Annotated in this window: 19 protein-coding genes; 9 read left to right on the top strand and 10 right to left on the bottom strand. The window is 66.1% G+C overall.

The window, feature by feature from the left end:
• Positions 1-52: 52 nt before the first annotated feature.
• Together AC5Y5O_RS06120 and fadD1 are read left to right on the top strand one after the other, a co-directional pair.
• Positions 53-823, top strand: coding sequence for an SDR family NAD(P)-dependent oxidoreductase (locus tag AC5Y5O_RS06120; protein ID WP_096283513.1), 771 nt, complete (start codon positions 53-55; stop codon positions 821-823).
• 78 nt (positions 824-901) lie between these two features.
• Positions 902-2536 (top strand): fatty-acid--CoA ligase FadD1, encoded by a 1635-nt coding sequence (gene fadD1, locus AC5Y5O_RS06115; RefSeq protein WP_096283511.1) that lies wholly within the window; start codon positions 902-904, stop codon positions 2534-2536.
• Here fadD1 and AC5Y5O_RS06110 read toward each other — a convergent pair.
• From AC5Y5O_RS06110 to AC5Y5O_RS06085, 6 genes are read right to left on the bottom strand one after another with little or no spacing between them, the layout of a single operon-like run.
• Positions 2481-3128 (bottom strand): MarR family transcriptional regulator, encoded by a 648-nt coding sequence (locus AC5Y5O_RS06110; protein ID WP_500024238.1) that lies wholly within the window; start codon positions 3126-3128, stop codon positions 2481-2483. The genes fadD1 and AC5Y5O_RS06110 overlap by 56 nt on opposite strands.
• Before the next feature lie 6 nt (positions 3129-3134).
• Positions 3135-3551, bottom strand: coding sequence for a Zn-ribbon domain-containing OB-fold protein (locus AC5Y5O_RS06105; RefSeq protein ID WP_096283507.1), 417 nt, complete (start codon positions 3549-3551; stop codon positions 3135-3137).
• Positions 3548-4717 (bottom strand): thiolase family protein, encoded by a 1170-nt coding sequence (locus AC5Y5O_RS06100; RefSeq protein ID WP_096283505.1) that lies wholly within the window; start codon positions 4715-4717, stop codon positions 3548-3550. The genes AC5Y5O_RS06105 and AC5Y5O_RS06100 overlap by 4 nt, the downstream gene beginning before the upstream one ends.
• Positions 4718-4741: 24 nt before the next feature.
• On the bottom strand, positions 4742-5083 hold the full coding sequence (locus AC5Y5O_RS06095; RefSeq protein ID WP_096283503.1) for a hypothetical protein: 342 nt from the start codon (positions 5081-5083) through the stop codon (positions 4742-4744).
• A 1-nt stretch (position 5084) separates the two neighbouring features.
• Positions 5085-7424, bottom strand: a complete 2340-nt coding sequence (locus AC5Y5O_RS06090; RefSeq protein ID WP_500024440.1) for a CaiB/BaiF CoA-transferase family protein — start codon at positions 7422-7424, stop codon at positions 5085-5087.
• A 2-nt stretch (positions 7425-7426) separates the two neighbouring features.
• Entirely contained in the window at positions 7427-8782 is a 1356-nt protein-coding gene (locus tag AC5Y5O_RS06085; RefSeq protein ID WP_096283499.1) for an amidohydrolase family protein, read from the bottom strand.
• Positions 8783-9028: 246 nt separating this feature from the next.
• On the opposite strand from AC5Y5O_RS06085, the gene AC5Y5O_RS06080 reads away from it, so the two are divergent.
• Both AC5Y5O_RS06080 and AC5Y5O_RS06075 read left to right on the top strand, forming a co-directional pair.
• On the top strand, positions 9029-10021 hold the full coding sequence (locus AC5Y5O_RS06080; RefSeq protein WP_096283497.1) for a LacI family DNA-binding transcriptional regulator: 993 nt from the start codon (positions 9029-9031) through the stop codon (positions 10019-10021).
• Between the two features lie 52 nt (positions 10022-10073).
• Positions 10074-10913, top strand: a complete 840-nt coding sequence (locus tag AC5Y5O_RS06075; protein WP_096283495.1) for an amidohydrolase family protein — start codon at positions 10074-10076, stop codon at positions 10911-10913.
• On the opposite strand, the gene AC5Y5O_RS06070 is transcribed toward AC5Y5O_RS06075, so the two are convergent.
• Positions 10910-11506 carry a TetR family transcriptional regulator gene (locus tag AC5Y5O_RS06070; protein WP_096283493.1) on the bottom strand — a complete coding sequence of 199 codons (597 nt, stop codon included), beginning with the start codon at positions 11504-11506 and terminating at the stop codon, positions 10910-10912. The two genes, AC5Y5O_RS06075 and AC5Y5O_RS06070, sit on opposite strands and share 4 nt — an antisense overlap.
• A gap of 17 nt (positions 11507-11523) precedes the next feature.
• Here AC5Y5O_RS06070 and AC5Y5O_RS06065 point away from each other — a divergent pair, with 17 nt between their 5' ends.
• The 4 genes from AC5Y5O_RS06065 (at position 11524) to AC5Y5O_RS06050 (ending at position 15508) form a co-directional block, all read left to right on the top strand.
• Positions 11524-11925, top strand: a complete 402-nt coding sequence (locus tag AC5Y5O_RS06065; protein WP_500024467.1) for a hypothetical protein — start codon at positions 11524-11526, stop codon at positions 11923-11925.
• Positions 11820-13163 (top strand): acetamidase/formamidase family protein, encoded by a 1344-nt coding sequence (locus tag AC5Y5O_RS06060; RefSeq protein WP_500024234.1) that lies wholly within the window; start codon positions 11820-11822, stop codon positions 13161-13163. The genes AC5Y5O_RS06065 and AC5Y5O_RS06060 overlap by 106 nt, the downstream gene beginning before the upstream one ends.
• Before the next feature lie 63 nt (positions 13164-13226).
• Positions 13227-14327 carry a DUF1214 domain-containing protein gene (locus AC5Y5O_RS06055; protein ID WP_243393723.1) on the top strand — a complete coding sequence of 367 codons (1101 nt, stop codon included), beginning with the start codon at positions 13227-13229 and terminating at the stop codon, positions 14325-14327.
• Positions 14324-15508 carry a sulfotransferase family protein gene (locus AC5Y5O_RS06050; RefSeq protein WP_096283489.1) on the top strand — a complete coding sequence of 395 codons (1185 nt, stop codon included), beginning with the start codon at positions 14324-14326 and terminating at the stop codon, positions 15506-15508. Before AC5Y5O_RS06055 ends, AC5Y5O_RS06050 begins: the two co-directional genes overlap by 4 nt.
• 90 nt (positions 15509-15598) lie before the next feature.
• On the opposite strand, the gene AC5Y5O_RS06045 is transcribed toward AC5Y5O_RS06050, so the two are convergent.
• Genes AC5Y5O_RS06045 through AC5Y5O_RS06035 form a run of 3 tightly spaced genes read right to left on the bottom strand, consistent with a single transcriptional unit; the run spans position 15599 to position 19469 of the window.
• Complete coding sequence (locus AC5Y5O_RS06045) at positions 15599-16012, bottom strand: Zn-ribbon domain-containing OB-fold protein (protein ID WP_096283488.1); 414 nt, start codon at positions 16010-16012, stop codon at positions 15599-15601.
• Positions 16013-17221, bottom strand: coding sequence for a thiolase family protein (locus tag AC5Y5O_RS06040; protein WP_096283486.1), 1209 nt, complete (start codon positions 17219-17221; stop codon positions 16013-16015). It lies immediately after the preceding gene.
• Positions 17222-17243: 22 nt separating this feature from the next.
• Positions 17244-19469 carry an acyl-CoA dehydrogenase family protein gene (locus AC5Y5O_RS06035; protein WP_096283484.1) on the bottom strand — a complete coding sequence of 742 codons (2226 nt, stop codon included), beginning with the start codon at positions 19467-19469 and terminating at the stop codon, positions 17244-17246.
• Positions 19470-19652: 183 nt separating this feature from the next.
• Between AC5Y5O_RS06035 and AC5Y5O_RS06030 the strand changes: the two genes are divergently transcribed.
• Positions 19653-20252, top strand: coding sequence for a TetR/AcrR family transcriptional regulator (locus AC5Y5O_RS06030; RefSeq protein WP_500024230.1), 600 nt, complete (start codon positions 19653-19655; stop codon positions 20250-20252).
• The last annotated feature ends 15 nt before the right edge of the window (positions 20253-20267 follow it).

The raw sequence follows: 20267 nt of genomic DNA, 5'->3' as shown, positions 1-20267 counted from the left end.
GTCAGGTAAGGCGGTGTGGGGGCCGTTACCCTGGCCGTATAGCGTTTCGCCCATGTCAGAGTCGACACAGGTGCTCAACGGCCGACGAATCCTGGTGACCGGCGGGGCGACCGGAATCGGTGCGGCCGCCGTCGAAGTTCTCACCGCGGCGGGGGGTGACGTCGCCGCGACCTATCACCAGACGCCGCCGCCCGAGGGCCTCGCCGCCAACTGGATGCAGTGCGATGTGCGCGACGCCGACGCCGTCTCGGCGATGGTCCAACAATCCGCCGAGCAGCTGGGCGGCCTCGATGTCCTCGTCAATGCCGCCGGACTCTGGCAAGCGGGAATACCCGGCTACGTCGGCGCCGACGACATTTCGTTCCTGTTGGACACCAACGTCAAGGCGACCATCCTCACCAATCAGGCGGCGTATGCCGTGATGAAAGAGCAGCGTCCCAAGGGCGGCAGAATCATCAACTTCGGATCCTCCGAAGCCATTATGGGCAGCCCGATTTCGGCCGTCTACGCCGCGACCAAGGGAGCCGTGCAGGCCTGGACACGATCAGCGGCCAAGGCCTGGGCCTCCGACAACATCACCGTCAACTCGCTGGCGCCCGCGGTGCAGACGGCGGGTGCCGACCGGCTGCGCGAATTCCTCGGTCCAGACGCCGCCGCGCTGATCGACCAGCAGATGCAGATGATGATTCCGCTCGGTGGGACCTTGGGAGATCCGGCGCGCGACCTCGGCCCGATGCTGGTTTTCCTGGCCGGCCCGGGGTCGGGCTTCATCACCGGGCAGCTACTCGCCGTCGACGGCGGCCTGATGATGGTGGGCGGATAAGCCGCGGCGGTGATCGCCGAGATCGACCGGCTAATATAAGACGGACCGTCTCGTCTCGTAAGGTGAAGGTGAATCTCGATGGCTGACGACACCATGCAGGCATTCCTGCGCCGCCGCCTCTCGGATCCGAATATCGCCGTGAAACACCGCGATCTGCAATGGAGTTGGAGCGAGCACCTGGCGCAGGCCACCGCGCGGGCCGCGGCCCTGATCGGTGCCGCCGACCCCCAGCGGCCACTGCACGTCGGTGCGCTGCTGGGCAACACCCCCGAGATGGTCAACCAGATGGCGGCCGCCGGGCTGGGCGGCTACGTGCTGTGCGGACTGAACAACACCCGGCGCGGTGCGGCGCTGGCCGCCGACATCCGGCGGGCCGACTGCCAGTTCGTCGTGACCGACGCCGAACATCGGCCGCTGCTGGACGGCTTGGAACTCGGGAATACGCGGATCTTCGACATCTCGACGCCGCAATGGACCGAATTCATCGGTGCCGCAGGCGAACTCGTTCCGTGCCGGGAAGTCGCCGCGACGGACCCGTTCATGATGATCTTCACCTCGGGCACGAGCGGAAATCCCAAGGCAGTTCAGGTGTCTCACCTGATGGCGATGTTCGCCGGCACCAATCTGGTCCAGCGGTTCGGCCTCACCGAACAGGACACCTGCTATGTGTCCATGCCGTTGTTCCACTCCAACGCGGTCGTCGCCGGCTGGGCGCCCGCGGTCTGTTCCGGCGCCGCGATCGTGCCGGCGAAGTTTTCGGCGACCAGCTTCCTCGACGACGTTCGCCACCATGGTGCGACCTACATGAACTACGTCGGCAAGCCGCTGGCCTACATCCTGGCCACGCCCGAGCGTGACGACGACGCGGACAACCCGCTGCGGGTGGCGTTCGGCAACGAGGCCAACGACAAGGACATCGAAGAATTCGGCCGGCGCTTCGGGGTTCAGGTCGAGGACGGCTTCGGCTCGACCGAGAACGCGGTCATCGTGATTCGCGAAGAAGGCACGCCGAAGGGCTCGATCGGCAAGGGCATCGACGGGATCGCGATCTACAACAGTGACACCGTCACCGAATGTGCGATAGCGCGCTTCGACGCCAGCGGCGCGCTCGCCAATGCCGACGAGGCGGTGGGCGAGCTGGTCAACACTGCGGGATCGGGTTTCTTCACCGGTTACTACAACGACCCCGACGCCAACGCCGAACGGATGCGCCACGGCATGTACTGGTCCGGGGACCTCGCCTACCGCGACGCCGACGGATGGATCTACCTCGCCGGCCGCACCGCGGACTGGATGCGCGTCGACGGCGAGAACATGGCCGCCGCCCCGATCGAGCGAATTCTGCTGCGCCACAACGCGATCAACCGGGCCGCGGTGTACGCCGTGCCGGATGGGCGTGTCGGCGATCAGGTGATGGCCGCCGTGGTGCTGAATGAGGGCCGGACGCTTAAGCCCAAGGAGTTCGAAACCTTCCTGGACCAGCAACCCGACCTGTCCCCCAAGGCGCGGCCACGCTATGTGCGGATCGCCACCGACCTGCCCAGCACCGCCACGCACAAGGTTCTCAAACGCCAATTGATCACCCAGGGAACGTCGATCGGCGCGGACGAAACCCTGTGGGTACGCGAACCGCGCGGCACGGCCTACCGGGACGCGGCTAGTTCCTTGGTGCCCGGCGGCGGATCTGCCCCTTCGCCCGTGGCACCCGCTTAACCGGATCTCTGCCTGTACCGCTGGCGATCTCGTCGCGCAGCTGGGCGATATTGGAGATCTCCGCATACAACCCGCGAATGGCGTAGTCCAGCACGGCAAACGAGAAGCGCTGGTCCGGGTCGTCGGTGATGCCGAGTTCGCGGGAACGCTGTCGCGACCACAGTGCCTCGTCGAGGCGGGCCCGGGTGGCTTCCAGGTGCCGGTCCAGCGTGTCGACGACTCGCTCGGGATCCTCGCCCCGCGCCAGCCAGGTCCGCAAGATGACCGGGTGCTTGATAACCACCTGATCTTCGCCCGGAAAGTGCTGGACCCAACGGCGAAGAGCATCGAGCCCGGAAGCGGTGGTCTCGTACAACGTGATCGCACGCTTGCCGGATTGGGCGGCGATCTCTTTGACCATCCCCCACTCCAGCAGCCGATTCAGTTCGCGTCGCACGTGACTGACCGAAGGCGACCAATAGAAGTGGCCCACCGTCAGCTCGGCTCGCATCTTGATCTCACCGGCGGTCAGTTGTTCGTCGTTTGCCGCCAGCACGCCCAGCACCAGGTAGGCCGTTACCGGTAGGCCATCGGTGCTGCGCCGGGGACTCACGACTGGCTACTTCTGGCTGGTGAAGTAGGGCAGCGTCAAGTCCGGGTCAACGACCTGGAAGTCCACCCGCACGCGCATACCGATCGCCAGCTCGTCGGGTGAAACCCCGACGAGGTTGGTAAGCATCTGATAGCCCTCGTCGAGGGTGATGATCGCCGGCGCGTAAGGCGGTTCGAACTCGGGCGTGACGGGGCGGGAAACCACTGTCCAGCTGTAGATTTCGCCGCAGCCGGCGCTGGTTGCCCAGTGCAATTCGCTCGAGAGACATTGGCGGCAGTGTTCGGTCGGGGGGAAGTTGGCCTGGCCGCACGCCTGACAGCGCTGATAGCGCAGTTCCCGCGATTGACAGCCCTGCCAGAACGGCACGCTCAGGTGGCTGCTTGCGTGCGGCAGCGGCCCGGACTGGGGTTGCAGCTCGGTCATCGTGGCTCGTCTCCGACGATCAGCACGGTGGTGAACAAGGCGCCCGCCCCGCCGTTGCTGCAAAACGCGACATGCGCGGCGGGCACCTGGAGCGCACCGGCCTCGCCGCGCAGTTGCTGCACGGCGCGGATGGCGCGTTGCATCATTTGCGGATTGGCTCCGGCATGGCTGAAGGACATGGTTCCTCCATCGGTGGTGATCGGATGACTGCCGTCGATGGCGATGTGGCCGTCGGCGACGAAGGGTCCGCCTTCGCCGTCGCCGCAGAAGCCGAAAGCCTCGAGCTGACGGATGATTTCGAACGAGAAAGGATCGTAGAGTTCCAGCACGTCGACGTCGTCGGGCCGAAGTCCGGCGTGGCGGAACGCGCATTCGGCCGCCCGTCGCCCGACGACGCCATTGACGTACCGGGCGTGGTCACCGCGCCGCCCGGCGAGGTCCCAGGCCGGTGGATGCTGATACGACGGCCCGTGAAAGTCCGCGCCGCTGCCCAGCACGTAGATCGGCCGGCTCGCCACATCGAACTTGTCGATGTTCGCCACCACCAGCGCGCAGCCGCCTTCGGAGGTGGTGGCGCAATCGAGCAGGTGAAACGGGTCCGCGATCGGCCGGGATGCCGTGATGTCGTCCGGGGTGAACGGACCGCGTTGGTAATAAACAGCTTCGGGGTTCTGCGACCCGTTGTTACGGATTGTCGACGCCACGATCGACAACTGCTCGCGAGTGGTGCCGTAGACGTGCATGTGCCGCCGGGCGATCAGCGCGAACTCGGCAGTGGTGAACATGCCCCACGGCGCGACGAACTCGTTCTCCGGCCTGGTCCATGGCGCCGTCGCCTCGTGGTCGCGGTATTCGCCGGCCTGGGCGGCGACCAGGACCACGACGTCGGCCATGCCGTGCTCGATCGCGGTGACCGCCTCGGTGATCATGCCGACCCCGAAGGCCAAGCCCTGCCATGCCGGGCCGATCCGCAGGTCGTAGATCAACGAGGTCGAGTGCGGGCTTGCACTGATGCCGTCCACGTCGTCGAGGCTCAGGCCGGCATCCTCGAGTGCACCGAGAATCGCCTTGATCGCCAGCCCGCGCGACGTTTCGCCGTCCAGCCGTCGTCCCTGCCGGGTGTTGTGCACCCCGACGATCGCCGCGGTGCGCTTCGTCGCACTCACCGTTGTTCCATCCGTTACGGCCCTTCAGTTCTCATCCGCTACTACCCCGAGATAGGTTCCCAGGACCTGGTATTGCCGTCCGCCGCGCAGCACCGTGCCGATCGTCCGGGTGCGGGCGTCGACCCCCGGGGGGCTGGCGGTCCCGCCCTTTTCCACGACGTCGATTCGCACGTCGACCGGTCGCGCGGTTTGCGGATCGGTGATCTCGACGATCATGGCCACCGCGCCCTCCTGCTCATCCCACTCCACGCTGGTGATCCGGTGCCGCGCAGTCAGTTCCATCACAACGGAATCCTGACGCACCAGGAAGCGCACTGGCGCGCAGAGCTCCCCGGCCCGCGGCGGCACGCACAGCGTGACGGCCATGTCACAAACCCGCCGGCCGGGTGCTGATCGCGCCCGCCGCACGCAGTTGCGCCACATCTTCTTCGCTGTTCCCCAGCACACCGGTCAGCACCTCGGTGGTGTGCTGCCCGTACAACGGTGAACAGCGGCGAATCCAGCGCCTCGGTTTTCCGATGAGCACGAAGGGCATTCCTACACAACGGAACGAGCCGGCCACGGGGTGATCGACCGTTTCCCAGAACCCCCGCGCAACCAGTTGCGGGTCGTTCAGCAGCGCGGCGGCCTCCGTTACCCGTGCCGCAGGCACCCCCGCTGCCCGCAGCGTGCCGACCGCACTGTCCACCTGGTGGCGCGCCGTCCAATCCGAGAGCAGCTTGTCGATCTCGTCGGCCCGCTCCCGCCAACCGGCCTCATCCGTTCCGAGATCGGGCCGGTCGATCAGCGTGGCCAGCGCGGCGCGCGCGGCATCGGTCATCGCGGCGAGCGCTACCCATTCGTCGTCGCCCTGAGCGCGGTACACACCTTGCGGAGTCGCGCCGGGACCCCGGTTTCCCGCCCGGCGCATCTGAATGCCGTTGCGCGAGTATTCGAGCAGCATCTCGGCCGCGACGTTGAGCGCCGACTCCGCCATCGTGGACTCGACATGCATGCCGATCCCGTCCCGGTCACGGATCACCAGGGCCGCGACGGCCGCAAAGGCCGCATGCAACCCGGCTATCGGATCGCATACCCCGCGGGGAATCACCGGCGGCCCGTCGGCATGCCCCGTCATCCACGCCATTCCGGTCGCCTGTTCCATCGTCTGCGCGAACCCGACGCGGTCGCGCCATGGACCGTCGAGACCGAATGCCGGCATCCGTACCATCACGGCGCGCGGATTGGCAGCCCGGACCGCGTCCCATTGCAGCCCGAAGTTCTCCATCACCCTCGGGGAGAAGTTCTCGATCACCAGATCACTTGCCGCGATCAGCTGCAACGCCAGCTCGCGACCGGCGTCGGTGCTGAGCTCGACACTGATACCGCGCTTATTGTTGTTGCTGCACAGGAAGACCGGACCCCATTCCCACCACTGGTTCCAATCGGGTGGGCGGCCCGCGGAGAACCGCATGCCGTCGGGGCGGCGAACGCCCTCGAGTTTGATCACGTCGGCGCCCAGGGAGCCGAGGAATTGGGTGGCCACCGGCCCGGCCCAGAATGCGGTGAAGTCGGTAATCCGGATGTCGGACAGCGGAAGTGCATCAGGATGATCGGCTTTCGGCCGGCCGGGCCGCGGCGGCCAGTGCACGCGGCCGTTGTCGGCGCCCAGCAGCGGGGCTCGCCCGGGTGCCCGCGTCGCGATGACGTCGCTGCGGTACGGCACCCGCGGCTGCAGCACCCCGGACTCGGATTCGACGAACACGCCCCGCTCGACGAAGTGGTCGACGGTCGAGAGCGTGGCGGGAGTACCGATGGGCGCCACCGGGATACGGAACGCCACCGCGAGGTCGACGATCTCCTGCGTGGTCCGAGTCTGAGTCCAGTCGGTCACCATGCCCAGGAACTCGTCGCGGCGCTCGACTCGACCGACGAACGATGCCAGCTCGGCGTCGTCGACCAGATCAGCGCGGTCGATCATGATCAAGAAATCCTGGAACTGCTGGGCGGTGATCGTGCAGAACCCGACATTGCCGTCGGCCGTGGGAACGATCGACGGCAGTTCCAGACTGCGTTGGTGCAGCAGGGAATCCGCGCCCAAGACGCTGGCCGACATGGCCGACAGCCCGCCCATCGCGATCGCCATCGCCTCGTACGTCGAGACGTCGATGACTTCACCGCCACCACCCCGCGCGGCGTGACGGGCCGCGGCGGCGGCGACCGGAGCGGCGAACGAGGCCGCCAGCCACTCCCCGAGCCGTCCGCCCGCCTGTACCGGTTCGTCGCCCGGCCAGCCTCTACCGGAGGTCGAGCCGCACAGCGCTTGCAGGATGAACTCGTTGGCGACTAGTTGGTCGTCGACGTAGGGGCCCGTCGTTCCGAACGGCGTCACCGCGACGACCACCGCCGAAGAGCCGGTGTGCGCGGTGATGTCGTCGAGCGCCCAGCCGTCGGTCAGGTCGGTGAGCACGACGTCGGCCCCGGCCAAGAGTCCGGTGATCTCGGCGTCGTCGCGGCGCACCACCGATTTCTTGCCCGCGGCCAGGTAGCCGAACAATGCCCCCGGTGGTCCGCCGGCAGACCATCTCCGCATCGAATCACCCTGCGGGGATTCGATCTTCACCACCTCGGCGCCGGCGTCGGCGAACATCTTGGCGCAGTAGGAGACCGCGATCCCGTTGGACAGCTCCAGCACCCGCCAATCGGTGAACGGTGCCCGGGCCGCCACGCTCAATTGCCCAGCGTGGTCGCGCGGCCCGCGATGCCGGACGCCTCGGCCGTCACCGGTACCTGCGCCGAGGCCTGGGCCTGCAGCGCGAATTGCGTCATCCGCGTCCACGCGTCACGGTCACGCTGGCTGGCCTGCCGCCCGACATGGGTGACCACGTCGACGTCGGTGGCCTGTGCGCGCAGCTGGCCGGCCCGGGCGTGCTCCTTCGGGATGTACCGGAACGGATCGAAAGAATAAGCAGCCATGGCGTTTTCGTGCGTGATCTTGTTGATCAGCGCGTCGTCGAGGTGACCCATCGTCTCGATGATGTCTTCGGGCGCGAACGGCCAGTTGCTGTCGGAATGCGGGAAGTCGGATTCCCAGCACAGCATGTCCGCGTTGAACCATTCCATGTTGTGCACGCCGACTTTGTCGCTGATGAAGCAGGTGTAGAAGTGCCGCTTGAACACGTCTATCGGCCCGCTGTAACCGGGCGGAAACTTTGCCAGTGTCCAGCCCGAGTGACGGTTGTAGACATGCTCGGCCCGCCACAGGAAGTATGGGATCCAACCGACGTCACCCTCGGTGAGCGAGAATTTCAATTGCGGGAAGTCAGCCCAGAACTCGGCCCAGATCAGCTCGGTGAAGGTGAACATGCTCATCATTGAGGATGCCGTCATCTGGACACTGGGCGGCGCGTCCGTCGACACCTGTGGGGACCGGGACGCGGAGCCGACGTGGGTGCACAGCACCGTTTTGTTCTCGCACACAGCCTCGAACAACGGATACCAGTATTCGGTGTGAATGCTGGGCATTTGCAACGCTTCTGGATTCTCCGAGAACGTCACCGCGTGACATCCCTTGTCCGCCAGGCGCTTGACTTCCTTGGCCGACTCGGCGACGTCATACAAGGGGAGAATTCCGCACGGGATGAACCGCCCGGGGTATGCCGCGCACCATTCGTCGACGTGCCAGTCGTTGTAGGCCTTGATCATCACCAGGTTGACGTCGCGGTCGGGGCCCTGGTTGAGGACCTGGCCGGAGAATCCGGTGAAGTTCGGGAAGTTCAGCCCCGCCAGCTGCCCACCGGCGTTCATGTCGCGGACCCGCTCGTCGACGTTGAAGCAACCGGGCCGCATCTCGTCGTAGCGCGAGGCGTCGATGTTGTACATGTCGCGGGGCTTGCCCGCGACGGCGTTCAGGCCCATGTTTCGCCCGCGCACCTCGCCGTAGTACCACTGCTGGACGCCGTCGGGCTCCATGACCACCCGCGGAGCGAGGTCTTTGTACTTCGCCGGAACATGCGCGTCGAACATGTCCGCCGGCTCGGCGATATGGTCATCCACGCTGATCAGGATCAGGTCGTCTTTATTCATGTCGCACTCCTTGGATACAGCGACTAGTAGACAATGATCCCAGTCACATCGTCAACGCCCGGTATTGCTGCCTCCGGGTGGTAAACCGGCTTAACGGCGGTAACATACCGCCGGGTCGTGGACAAGCAGTCGTTTGCTCACCCGATGGTCACAGACGGACTAATAGTCCATCTGTTGACAGCGCCCGACGCGGCCTGGGATGGCCTGATCGTGGTTGCCGCTGGTCACCGCATGCCACCATGGGTCATGGCTGGGCCCGAGGCGAACGCGAACAAGGTGGCGCGGCCCACCAACGCGGACGTGGCGCGGTTGGCCAGCGTGTCGACCGCGACGGTCAGCTATGTCCTCAACAATGCTGCGGGCCGCAGAATCTCGGCGCAAACACGCGAGGCGGTACAACGCGCCGCCGAGCTCCTTGGCTACCGGCCCAACCTGGCCGCGCGCAACCTGGCCCGGGGCAAGAGCGGCGTGGTGCTCTACATCGTGCCGTATGTAGCCGTGGGCGACATGCCGATGCAAGCCGGCAGCCGAATGACCACCGAGCTGGCGCGCCTGGGCCTGCTTCAGGTGCAGATCTTCGAGACCGAGGACGATCAGCACGTCGTCGATGCGATCGAGAACCTCGACCCGATTGCGGTCACCAGCCTGTTCCCGCTCAGCGCTGCCGCGGCCCGCGCGGTCAAAGCCGCCGGCATACCCAACATCGAGATGGGGACGTTGCCCGCACTCGGCGATCCGCACCTCGCCATTGGTGAAATGCGCGTCGAACATCTGGTGTCGCGTGGCCACCGGAGGATCGCGTTCGCCTACACCGCAATTCAGCGATGGCGGGCCCTCGGCGACTACTGGATCGAGGGCGTGCTGCGTGCGGCCAAGTCGCGGGACTTGCCGCGAGTGGCCGTCGCCGAGGTGACGGTGGACAACGCCGCGGATGTGGTCAGGGGCTGGGTGGGCGACGGCGTAACTGCGGTGTGCGCGCAGAGCGACGAAATCGCCTGCCTCGTCTTGCACGGCATTCATGAAGCGGGACTGCGCTGCCCGAGCGATCTCGCCGTCATCGGCGTCGACGCCAGTCCGATGGGTATGGTGAGCAGCCCGCCGCTGACCACCGTGCAGTTCGACCCGCGCGCCGTCGCCGACTTCGCGCTGGGCGCACTCCTCGAACGGTTGGGATATCCCCCGCCGCCGGCCGGCGAGCCCACCGATATCGCCCGCCTGATCGTGCGTTCCTCGACCTAGCGCCGCGCTGGCATACTCCGGTCTGAGCGCACCGCCGGAGAGGAGCGATCCGATGGACATCGTCGACGCCCAGGTCCATGCCAACATGCTCGGCACCGAGGTCACCCTCGCGATCATGGACGCCCTGGGCATTGCGGGCGTGCTGTTCGACGAGTTCGACACGTTCACCGACGAAGGATTGCAGCCGGGCTATCGACTGGCCAGCGGCGCCTTTCGCTGTGTGGGGCCCAATGCCGAAGCTGCGTCGATACGCCATCCCGGGCGTTTCGCGTTCCTGATGCGAGCAGATCCGAGGGATCCGGGCATCGAATCCTGGATTGAAACGCTGACCGCCGCACCCGGGTTCAAGGCCCTGCGCACCACGATCTTCACCCCGGCCGAGGCCGCGGTGTTCGAGCAGGGCGGCCACGATCGGTTACTGAGAGCCGCGGGCTCGCACAGCCTGCCGGTGTTCGTCACGTGTCCCGGCAAGGTGACGCACCTGACGCAATATGTGGAGCGCTTTCCCGACGTGCAATTCGTCATCGATCACTGCGGCGCCGCTTTCGATGCGCCACCCGGCCAAGCCGGCATCGACGATGCGGTGGCGATGTCGGGCTACGCCAACGTGGCCTACAAATGGGCGCACGCGCCGTCCTTATTGTCGACCGAGCCCTACCCCTTCGGCGACCTCGAACCGAAACTGCGCCGCGTGATCGACGCTTTCGGACCCGAGCGCGTGATGTGGGCCAGCGACTACACAATGACGCGGCACCGCGCCACCTGGGCCGAGAACCTGTTCAGCATCCGCGACTCCTCGTCGCTGTCGCAGGACGAGAAGACCTGGATTCTTGGTGGGACAGCCCGCCGAATTCTCAAATGGCCAGCGACGGAAGATAATTCGTCGCTTTAAGCGATCGCGATGGCGGCCAGGCCGTCGCGCACCCGCTCGGGCAGCGATCCCCCGTCGCTGAGCCAATCGTCCAGTGCGATGCGCACGGCCGCCATCGCCAGCGCACCGATCAGTCGGGGCCTGGGGTCGTGGGGTTCCAGCCGGGGTAACCGGGGCGCGATCAGGTCGGCGATCGCCGATTCATAGCGCACGTAGATGCGTCCATGCGTCCATGCCTCCAGGGTTTCCGACGAGCGGGTCAGGGTGGCCAACTCGCGCACCTGGTCCTCGATCTCGGCGAATCCCTTGCCGAGGTCACCGAAGGCGCCGATGACAGCTTCCGCCGCGCCCAACCCCGCGGGTTGGACAGCCAACGCGGCGATGATCCGATCCAGCCAATGGGTGTTCATGCCCTCCGCGACGGCGTCTTCTTTGGAGTTGAAATAGCGAAAGAACGTTGCCCGTCCGATCTCGGCCGTGTCGGCGATGTCGTCTACCGTCGCCCCCGCCAGGCCGCGGCTGATCACCAGCTGCGCGGCGGCCGTGGCGATACGCTGTCGTGTCGCCGTGCGCTTTTGCTCCGCGAGGGACATCGACGAAGACGTCGCAGACATTCGCCCACCATATCCGGGTGAATCGTGTCGTTGCTCCAGTCGGCTGCGGCGGGCGTTTCGCCGACGGCGCTGCGGGTTCGCCCGTCCGGGCCCACATCACACACCGCATCCGGCCCGATCCAAATTATCGTAACCGAGTATTAATTTGTCTGGAACACGGCGATGGCATTTATGCTTTGTATCCAAAGCTGTTGTGCAACAGCATCATCGGTGCCGATGGCCCTCATCACGAATTCGTATTGGACCTCAATTATTTCTGGCTGCGAAGATCCGTTGAACACGTCGACCAACTCGTATTCCTGGAGACCAAGCGATGGATCAAACCTTTATGCAGAGTGCACGTGACACCATCGTCGACGGTGTTGGCCGACGCGATTTCGTCAGGGCAGTCGCGGCAATCGGTGCCGGTGTCGGCGTAGCGGGCATCGCAGCCGGTTGCACCAGAACCCGTTCGGTGGCGGCGACTTTCAGTGCCACTCAGGTTCTGCAGCCAGGCCAGGGCAATATCGGGGGCAACCACTACCTGCAGTCCACGCCAGACCAGGTGCTCTGGGGTTATGTCCCCAACGTGCATGCCAAACCGGTGCTGCAGATGAAGTCGGGGGAAACGCTCACAGTCGACGCCGTCTCACACGAGGGCATCCTGGAGGATCAGGGACGTAATCCCGTCGCCTACTTCGGGTCGAAGGGCGTCCACCAATCCGAGGTTCTCACCGACGCCATCGCGATCGCTGCGGAATATCGGCGCACACCAAGGAATTTCGACAAGGACGGTCCCCACGTGGTGACCGGTCCGGTGTTCGTCGAAGGAGCGCAGCCAGGAGACGTGCTCAAGATCGAGACGCTGGAGGCGACGCCGCGAGTGCCTTACGGCGTCGTCTCGAGTCGGCACGGCAAGGGCGCGTTGGCCAGCACGACGGACGGGAAGGCACCCGCGGGAATCACCCTCGCGGAAGTGATGCCGCCGGTCAGCGACGATCACCGACCCAACCCCGACCCGACGAAATACGGCGACTCCTTCACGTTCACGTCCATCGAGGAAGGCCGTGGCGTGATGCGCTACGGGAAAGCGTCGGTGCGATTTCCGCTCAACCCGTTCATGGGCATGATGGGCGTCGCCTTTTCTCAGGACTCGGATCTGACGGCGGCAAGCGCCAACTCGATACCGCCGACCCTGGGTGGCGGCAACATCGACATCCGGTTGCTGGGCGTGGGTTCCACTTTCTACCTACCTGTGTTCGCCGAAGGCGCACTGTTTTACGTCGGTGACCCCCACCACGCGATGGGCAGTGGCGAGGTCGCGCTCACCGCGATGGAAGGATCGCTGCGAGGAACCTTTCGGCTCACGGTGTGCAAACCGAAAACCGGCGATGCACCCTCGGTGGCATACCGCTACCCCTTCGCCGAGACCGCCGATCTCTGGGTGCCCATCGGGCTGTCCGATCCCGATGCCAGCGTCAACGGACAGATCAGTGATCTCAACGTGGCGATGCGCAGGGCGGTCGTCAACGCCCTGGACTTTCTCGAATCCGACCGGGGGATGGATCGGGCCACGGCATACGCATACCTGTCCGCCGCGGCCGACTTCTGTGTCTCTCAGGTGGTCGACCGCACGGTCGGCGTGCACGCGCAAATCGACAAGTCGCACTTCAGGTGAGCCATGCCGCGCAATTCGCGTGAATCCTGTTCAGGAGGCTGACCATAGCCCTAGCATGAGACTATGTCTCAAAATCCGGCAGTGTCGCCGACCGAGAGCGCGCCGCAAGCGCGTGCCGCGTGGCAGTTCTTTCAGCAGATGATCACCGACGTCACCAACATCGTGACCGAGGACGCCGAGACCGAGCGCGAGCTTCTCGAGGGGTTACGGGTGATCGCCCGGGTGTCGTCGCTGTGTTCACAGATGGCCGTCGAGGCCGACACCGCACGCCCGGCGTTCTTCGATATGTGTTCGGACACCCGGATGATCGGCGGGCCCAACCCCGACGGCAACTATTTCCTGGCGATGATCCGAGGCGATCGCCGCTATCGCATCACCGGTACCCGCGGCACGACAACCTACCTCGGCTTCCAGGTCCTGGCGGGCACCGGCCTGACCCCAAGGCGAATGTCGAACTACCTCGGCGACACCAACCTGGAGCTCAACTCCGGCCAGTTCGCACTGGTGCTGTCCGCCGACGAGCCGGCCGACCTCGGGGGTGCGCAGTGGATACAGATCCCGGATGACGCGTCGTCGGTCGTGGTCCGCGAGTACATCGCCGATCGCAACGCCGAGGAACCGGCCACGATGCGCATCGAGGCGCTCGACCCCGATCCGGTGGGCGTGCTGTCCGATGACGAACTGGCCGAACAGTTCACCGCGATGGCGTGGTCGCTGATGAAGCTGACCACGCTGCACCGCACGATCAAGCCGGAGCTGCTGCGGCAGCCGAACACACTGTTGACCGCCGAGGCCGCCGACCTGGGTGCGGCCGACACGACGCCGGACAACCTGTACATGCTGGGCACCTTCCGGCTCGACCCCGGCCAGGCGCTGGTACTCGACATCGAGCCGCCCGATACCCGCTACTGGAACGTCACGCTGGAAAGTGTTTGGCACGAGTGCTTCGAACCGCGCCGCCGGCACAGTTCGGTGACGAATCGCGGGGTGCGCCCGGATGCCGACGGGCGGGTGCGTATCGCGATCTCCGCGCAGGACTTAGGATTTGGGCATTGGCTCGACACCGGAGGCCGGCATCGCGGCTTCGTTGTCCTGCGCTGGCTGGACAACCCCAACGCGCCCGACGTGAAGGTGTCGGTACGTGAGGCCGCGGAGCAGCCATGACGTGGCAGCAGCGGTTCGACCCGGACAACCTGATAGCCGCCGCCTGCGAACAGGCCGGCTGTGACGACTTCGGTGACACCTCTAGTGACCAGGGTTGGCGCTCCGGGCTGGAGCGTGTCACCGACGGCCTGGTCAACGAGGCGCGATTGTCGGCGATCGGCGTGGAGGTCGCCTACCTGGACATCATCCGCGCTCTGACCAGCCGGCTGGGCGTGACCGCGTGGCGCAAAGAGCACCCCGAAATCGCCGCGGAGACAATCACTTCGCCGATCTTCATCGTCGGCCAGCCCCGCACCGGGACCACCATCCTCTACGACCTGCTGGCCCAGGACCCCGAGCTGCGGGCACCGTTGACGTGGGAGGTCGACGCGCCCTGTCCGGTTCCCCAACCCGAGACGTATCAAACCGATCCGCGGATTGCGCAGACGCAGGCCACGATCGAGATGTCCGAGCAGATCATCCCCGGGTTCCTGGCGTTTCACCCGATGGGTGCGCTCGTCGGCCAGGAGTGTGTGCGCATCACGGCCAGCGAATTCACCAGCATGATCTTCCCCGTGCAGTACCGCCTGCCGAGCTACGCCCATTGGCTGATGTACGACGCGGACCACACCGGAGCCTACCGCTTCCATCGAATCTTCCTGCAGCACCTACAGTCTGGAGTATCCGGGCAGTGGCTGCTGAAGTCGCCGGCACACCTGTGGCAGCTGGACAAGTTGATGGCCGAATACCCCGACGCGCTGGTAGTGCAGACGCACCGCGACCCGCTCAACGTCATCTCGTCGATCGCCGCGCTGACCAATCACCTGCGGCGGATGGGCAGCGACGAAACGAACATCGCCGAGTGCGCCGCGCAGTCGTATGAGGAAATCGTCGTCGGCCTCGAGCGCGGGATGGCGATGCGCGACAAGGGTGTTGTGCCCGAGGGCCGGATGATCGACGTTCAGTTCACGGATTTCGTGAAGGACCCGTGGCGCACGATCGGAGACATTTATCAGAAGCTGGGCCGCGAGCTCAAGCCCGAGGCCGAACAGAGGATGCGTGACTTCCTGGCCGCCCACCCCGGTGACGGCGGGCGCGGGCGCTACACCTGGTCCGACACCGGCCTGGACGCCGACGAAGTGCGGGAGCGGGTGCGCGATTACCAGGAGCGCTACGACGTGCCGACCGAGGTGCTGAAGTAACTTCCGCCTGTTGGTCAAGCCGAGCGCCCGGCTAGCCGGGCGCTCGAGCGTGTGGGCCCGGCTGGCCGGGCACTCGGCAACGTGGCCGGTCTACTCCGCCGGCTCGTACCGCAGCATCGTGACGTCGTGCTCGGGATAGTCGAAGAACACCGGGCGCACCCGCATGCCGACGTTGAGATCCACCGGATCGACGTTGACCATCTCGGTGGAAAACCTTGGGCCTTCGTCCCATTCGACGATCGCGAGCAGCTGCGGAACGGCGTCGGCGAAATGCGGGCTGACGGGCCGGTGCGCCACGGTGAACGAATACAACGTCCCCATTCCGGAAATCTCGCGCCATTCCAGGTCGTTGGCCAGCGTGCGCGGGGCGCGTACCCGCGGATAGAACACGTAGCTGTCCGACGACGGCGAGTACTGAATCACGATGCGGTGCTGGGCCAGCGCGTCCCAAAACGGCGCGGTGGTAGGCGTTTTGACGGGCATCGGGCGGTCGAACTTCATCAGTCAGTCCCCTTGCAGGATGAGCGTCGTCTGCTCGGACAGGATTCCGCCGTTGCCGGACACGAAGGCCCGGTTGCAGTCGGCGACCTGCGCCGCGCCCGCGCGGCCCATGATCTGGCGGGTGGCGTCGCAGACGTGGTGCATGCCGCCGGCCAGTCCCGCTTGGCCGAAGCCGAGCTGACCGCCGGCGGTGTTGAGCGGAAAGTCACCCCGGAACGTCAAGTCGTGGTTGGCGACGAACTCCATCCCCGTGCCCTTCTCGCAGAACCCCGCGTCCTCCAGCGACAGCAGCACCGTGATCGTGTAGCAGTCGTAGATCGACACCATGTCCATCTGCCCACGGGTCAGGTCGGTCATCGCGAATGCGGTGTCAGCCGCTGCCGCGATCGGTGTCGACAGCAGGTCTTCGGCGTAGGTGGGCGTCTTGAACGGCACGTGTTCGCCAAATCCCTTGATCCACACCGGCCGATGGCGCGAGCGCCGGGCGACGTCGGCGTTGGCCACGACTACCGCGGCGCCCCCGACACACGGCATGACGATCTCCAGCATGTGCAGCGGGTCGGCGATCACCGGGCTGGCCAGCACGTCCTCGACCGTGAGTGGCTTGTCCTTCCAGATCGCGCCGTCGGTGTGGTTGGCGTTGGTGCGGGTATCGACGACGATCTTGGCCATCGCCCGCTCGTCGTAGCCGTAGATCGCCGCATAACGCTGGGCCACCTGGCCATACGGCCCGTTCTGCCCGAGGTTTCCGTAGGGAATCTCGAATTCGGCTTGCGGAGAGCCGTATTGGTTGCTCGACGAGCCGAAGAACATGGCATCGACCATCGGCCGGGGCTTCTGCTTCGACATCGGTGTGATGTAGCGGGCCGGCAACGCGCACAGCACGGCGTCGCAGATGCCGAGCTCGACAGCCGCGGCCGCCCGCCACACCATGGCCGCGGCGCTGGCTCCCCCGAGATCGACATGCTCGGCGAATCGTGCACCCACGCCGAGGTATTCGGCGATCGTGGAGGGGACGAAGATCTCCGACTCGGCCAGGTGGGACGCGACGATCCCGTTGACGACCTCACCCGGTAGTCCCGCGTCGTCGAGTGCCGCGGCGGAGAGCTCGGCCCATTGCTCAAGGACGAAGGGCGCGGGCGACGCCTTGTTCAGCCGCTCGGGAGGCAGCTCGACGTATCCGACGATCGCGGCCTCTCCGCGTAATCCCATGGCGTGTCCTTATTTTCGGATTTTACTTGCGGGGCAGTCCCAGAATCATCTGCGCGATGATGTTCAGCTGGATCTCCCTCGTCCCGCCACCGATCAGCTCGGCCGGCAGATGCAGGTAGGGCTCGACAACCGCGGCATCGTCGTCGTCGACCATTGCGACCTGACCGGTCAGCTGCAGGGTCGCCTGGAAGGTCCGCCGCAGCAGCACGTTCATCGCGACCTTGGCGATGCTGGACGCCGGGCCGGAGGCCTGGCCGTCGAGCAGCCGGATCGTTTCGCGCACCCCGAGTGCCCGGATGGCGTTGGTGTAGGCGTCAAGCTCACCGAGCTCGCGTAGCGCGTCGTCACGGTCCGGCCCGGGTTGCGATGCGAGGCGGCGCAGCGCTATGGCCCGGTCGAATTTGACGTATCCACTGATGGCCGAACGCTCTTCGGCCATGGTGGCAATCGCGAGGCTCCAGCCGTCGGTCGGACCGCCCAGCAGCATCTCGTCGGGGACGAAGACGTCGTTGAGAAACACCTCGTTGAAATGTGCCTGCCCGGTGGCCGTCTTGATGGGCTGGATTTCGATGCCGCGCGAGCGCATATCGATCAGGAAGTAACCGATGCCACGGTGCTTGCTGGCTTCCGGGTCGGTGCGCGCCAACAGGGCGCCCAAGTCGGCGTATTGCGCCAGCGACGTCCAGATCTTGTGGCCGTTGATCTTCCAGCCGCCGTCGACCTTGGTCGCCCTGGTGGCCAGCGACGCGAGGTCGGAACCGGCTCCCGGCTCGCTGAACAGCTGGCACCAATGGATCTCACCGCGTTGGGTCGCCGGTATCAAGCGCTCCTGCAGGTCTTTTGAACCGGCAGCCAGTACCGAGGGCAGAATCCATTCGGCAATGTTCAGCGACGGCCGCACCAGACCGGGTCGCTTGGCGAACTCTTCGTCGATGATGAGCTGCTTGAGCGGATCCGCGTCGACGCCCCACGGTGCCGGCCAGTGCGGCGCCATCAGACCGGCGTCGGCGATCAGCGTGCGCTGCGGCCCGGAGGCCTGGTCCTCGTAGTCGCCGTGCGGGGCCGGCGTGTCGTTGCGCAGCTGCATCGCGGCATCCAGCGTCTCGGCGACCCACGACCGGAATTCGGCCTCCGCATCGCCCAGGTTCACCGACATGTCGCGCGTCCCGGTACACGTAGCCTCGCCCAGCCGACGCGCCCAGCGGTTCGCGGGTCCGATCGATCCGGCCAGGCTGATGGCCCGCCGCCAGTACAGGTGCATGTCGTGTTCCCAGGTGAACCCGATCGCGCCGAGCATCGTCAACGCGTCCAGCACCAGGTCCGGCACCGGCGAGACCGCTATCGTCGCCGCGCCGGCCGCCGCAAGCTGGTGCTGTTCGAGTGACTCGTCCGCGGCACGAACCGCGTCCCAGGCCGCCGCGGTGGCCAGCTCGCTGTTGACCAACAACATTGCGGCGCTGTGCTGTAACGCCTGGAAAGTGCCGATAACCTTGCCGAACTGTTCCCGGGTGCGCAGGTGCGCGGTGACCGCCTCGACGCACCACTGCACGATGCCGGCGGTGGTACTGGCCACCAGTCCTACCGCGAGGCATCCGGCGCGATCGGGGTCGATACCGGTGAGGACATCCGAGTCGGTCACCGGATACTCGGCCAGCCGCACGATTCCGATATCGGTGACCAGGTCCGTACCGGGGACGGATTCTATTGTCGTCGTGGGCTTTCCGCCACGGACAACGGCCCATACGACGTCACCACCGTCGCTGCGGGCGGCGACCAGCAGCACCCGCGCCGAGCACGCGCCCGCGGTCACCTCGGAGGTCCCGGAGATCAGCCAACCCTGGCCGTCGGGGCGCGCCCGAAAGTCTCCGCCGTCGGGCAGGACGACTGCGGCGGGTGCCCCGGACGCCAGCTCTCGCAGCAGCGATTCCGCCGCCGGTTTCGGATCGGCCAGCAGCGCAACGGCTCCCGTGATTACCGTCGGCACCAGCGGTCCGGGCAGTAGCGCCTTGGCCGCCGACTCCAGGACGCACGCGGCATCGATCAGCCGCCCGTCCTGGCCACCGAGATTCTCCGGAAGATGCACGGCGTGGAAACCGTTGGCGACCAATGCGTCCCACCATTCGGGAAGCTGACCGGCCGCCAGCGCGTCGAAGGTGTCTCGTGTCGAAGCGATCGGTGCGTGCCGGGCGGCGAACTGGCCGACGGCTTCGCTGAGATCCTGCTGCTCGGGGGTCAGTCCCAGGGTCATGACCGCGTCCGCGCAGTGGCGAACATGGGCTTCGGCCGCACCGGCTGATATCCTTCCGTCTTACAAGACGAACCGTCTCGTCTTGTGGAAGATTACCGGGGCGGGTCGAGATCTGCAAAGCGACCCCGGGCCCCGCGGCCCGCGGCGAGGACGGCGAGGGACCTGACAGACGAGGATCACCAGATGCCAACCGATCTCACCCAGGCGGGTCCACCGGCCGGCTCACCACGACGCCGCAGCGAGAAGTCGCGGACGGCCATCGTCACCGCCACCCGCGAGCTCCTTCTCGAACGCGGATTCGACGGGTTGACGATCGAGGCGGTCGCCGCGCGCGCCGGGGTGGGCAAGCAGACGATCTATCGGTGGTGGCCCAGTCGTCCGGCGTTGGTGGCCGACGTCATGCTGGAGGACGCCGACAAGATCCTCGCGTCGGTCGACCACACCGATGACCTGACCGCCGACCTGTTGGGGTGGGTGCGCAAGCTGACCTCGACGCTGACGACGGAGCGCGGTTCGGCGATGCTGCGGACGTTGACCGTCGCCTGCATGGAGCACGAGGAGACCGCGGTCAAGTTGCGCGCCGGATTCAGTTTGCCGCTGCACGACAGCGTTCGCACCCGGCTGTTGGCTGACGGCATCGATGCCGCCACCGCCGAGTCGGCGGCCGATGCCATTGTCGGCGGCGTGGTTTATCCGATCCTCTCGGACGCGCGGCAGTATTCACGGCACCGAGCCGAATTGACCACGCAAATCATCGTCGAGTCCTTGAAGCGCAAACGCTGAAGACGCGGTATCGCG

The sequence above is a fragment of the Mycobacterium sp. NGS40 genome, from assembly GCF_059812735.1.
This window is presented reverse-complemented; position numbering and strand designations above follow the sequence as displayed.

What these genes read in the sequence shown, in the direction of transcription:
- AC5Y5O_RS06120 (WP_096283513.1), top strand. Translation starts at nt 53, where the DNA reads ATGTCAGAGTCGACACAGGTGCTCAACGGCCGACGAATCCTGGTGACC.
- fadD1 (WP_096283511.1), top strand. Translation starts at nt 902, where the DNA reads ATGGCTGACGACACCATGCAGGCATTCCTGCGCCGCCGCCTCTCGGAT.
- AC5Y5O_RS06105 (WP_096283507.1), bottom strand. Translation starts at nt 3,551, where the DNA reads ATGACCGAGCTGCAACCCCAGTCCGGGCCGCTGCCGCACGCAAGCAGC.
- AC5Y5O_RS06095 (WP_096283503.1), bottom strand. Translation starts at nt 5,083, where the DNA reads ATGGCCGTCACGCTGTGCGTGCCGCCGCGGGCCGGGGAGCTCTGCGCG.
- AC5Y5O_RS06085 (WP_096283499.1), bottom strand. Translation starts at nt 8,782, where the DNA reads ATGAATAAAGACGACCTGATCCTGATCAGCGTGGATGACCATATCGCC.
- AC5Y5O_RS06080 (WP_096283497.1), top strand. Translation starts at nt 9,029, where the DNA reads ATGGCTGGGCCCGAGGCGAACGCGAACAAGGTGGCGCGGCCCACCAAC.
- AC5Y5O_RS06075 (WP_096283495.1), top strand. Translation starts at nt 10,074, where the DNA reads ATGGACATCGTCGACGCCCAGGTCCATGCCAACATGCTCGGCACCGAG.
- AC5Y5O_RS06070 (WP_096283493.1), bottom strand. Translation starts at nt 11,506, where the DNA reads ATGTCTGCGACGTCTTCGTCGATGTCCCTCGCGGAGCAAAAGCGCACG.
- AC5Y5O_RS06060 (WP_500024234.1), top strand. Translation starts at nt 11,820, where the DNA reads ATGGATCAAACCTTTATGCAGAGTGCACGTGACACCATCGTCGACGGT.
- AC5Y5O_RS06055 (WP_243393723.1), top strand. Translation starts at nt 13,227, where the DNA reads ATGTCTCAAAATCCGGCAGTGTCGCCGACCGAGAGCGCGCCGCAAGCG.
- AC5Y5O_RS06050 (WP_096283489.1), top strand. Translation starts at nt 14,324, where the DNA reads ATGACGTGGCAGCAGCGGTTCGACCCGGACAACCTGATAGCCGCCGCC.
- AC5Y5O_RS06040 (WP_096283486.1), bottom strand. Translation starts at nt 17,221, where the DNA reads ATGGGATTACGCGGAGAGGCCGCGATCGTCGGATACGTCGAGCTGCCT.
- AC5Y5O_RS06035 (WP_096283484.1), bottom strand. Translation starts at nt 19,469, where the DNA reads ATGACCCTGGGACTGACCCCCGAGCAGCAGGATCTCAGCGAAGCCGTC.
- AC5Y5O_RS06030 (WP_500024230.1), top strand. Translation starts at nt 19,653, where the DNA reads ATGCCAACCGATCTCACCCAGGCGGGTCCACCGGCCGGCTCACCACGA.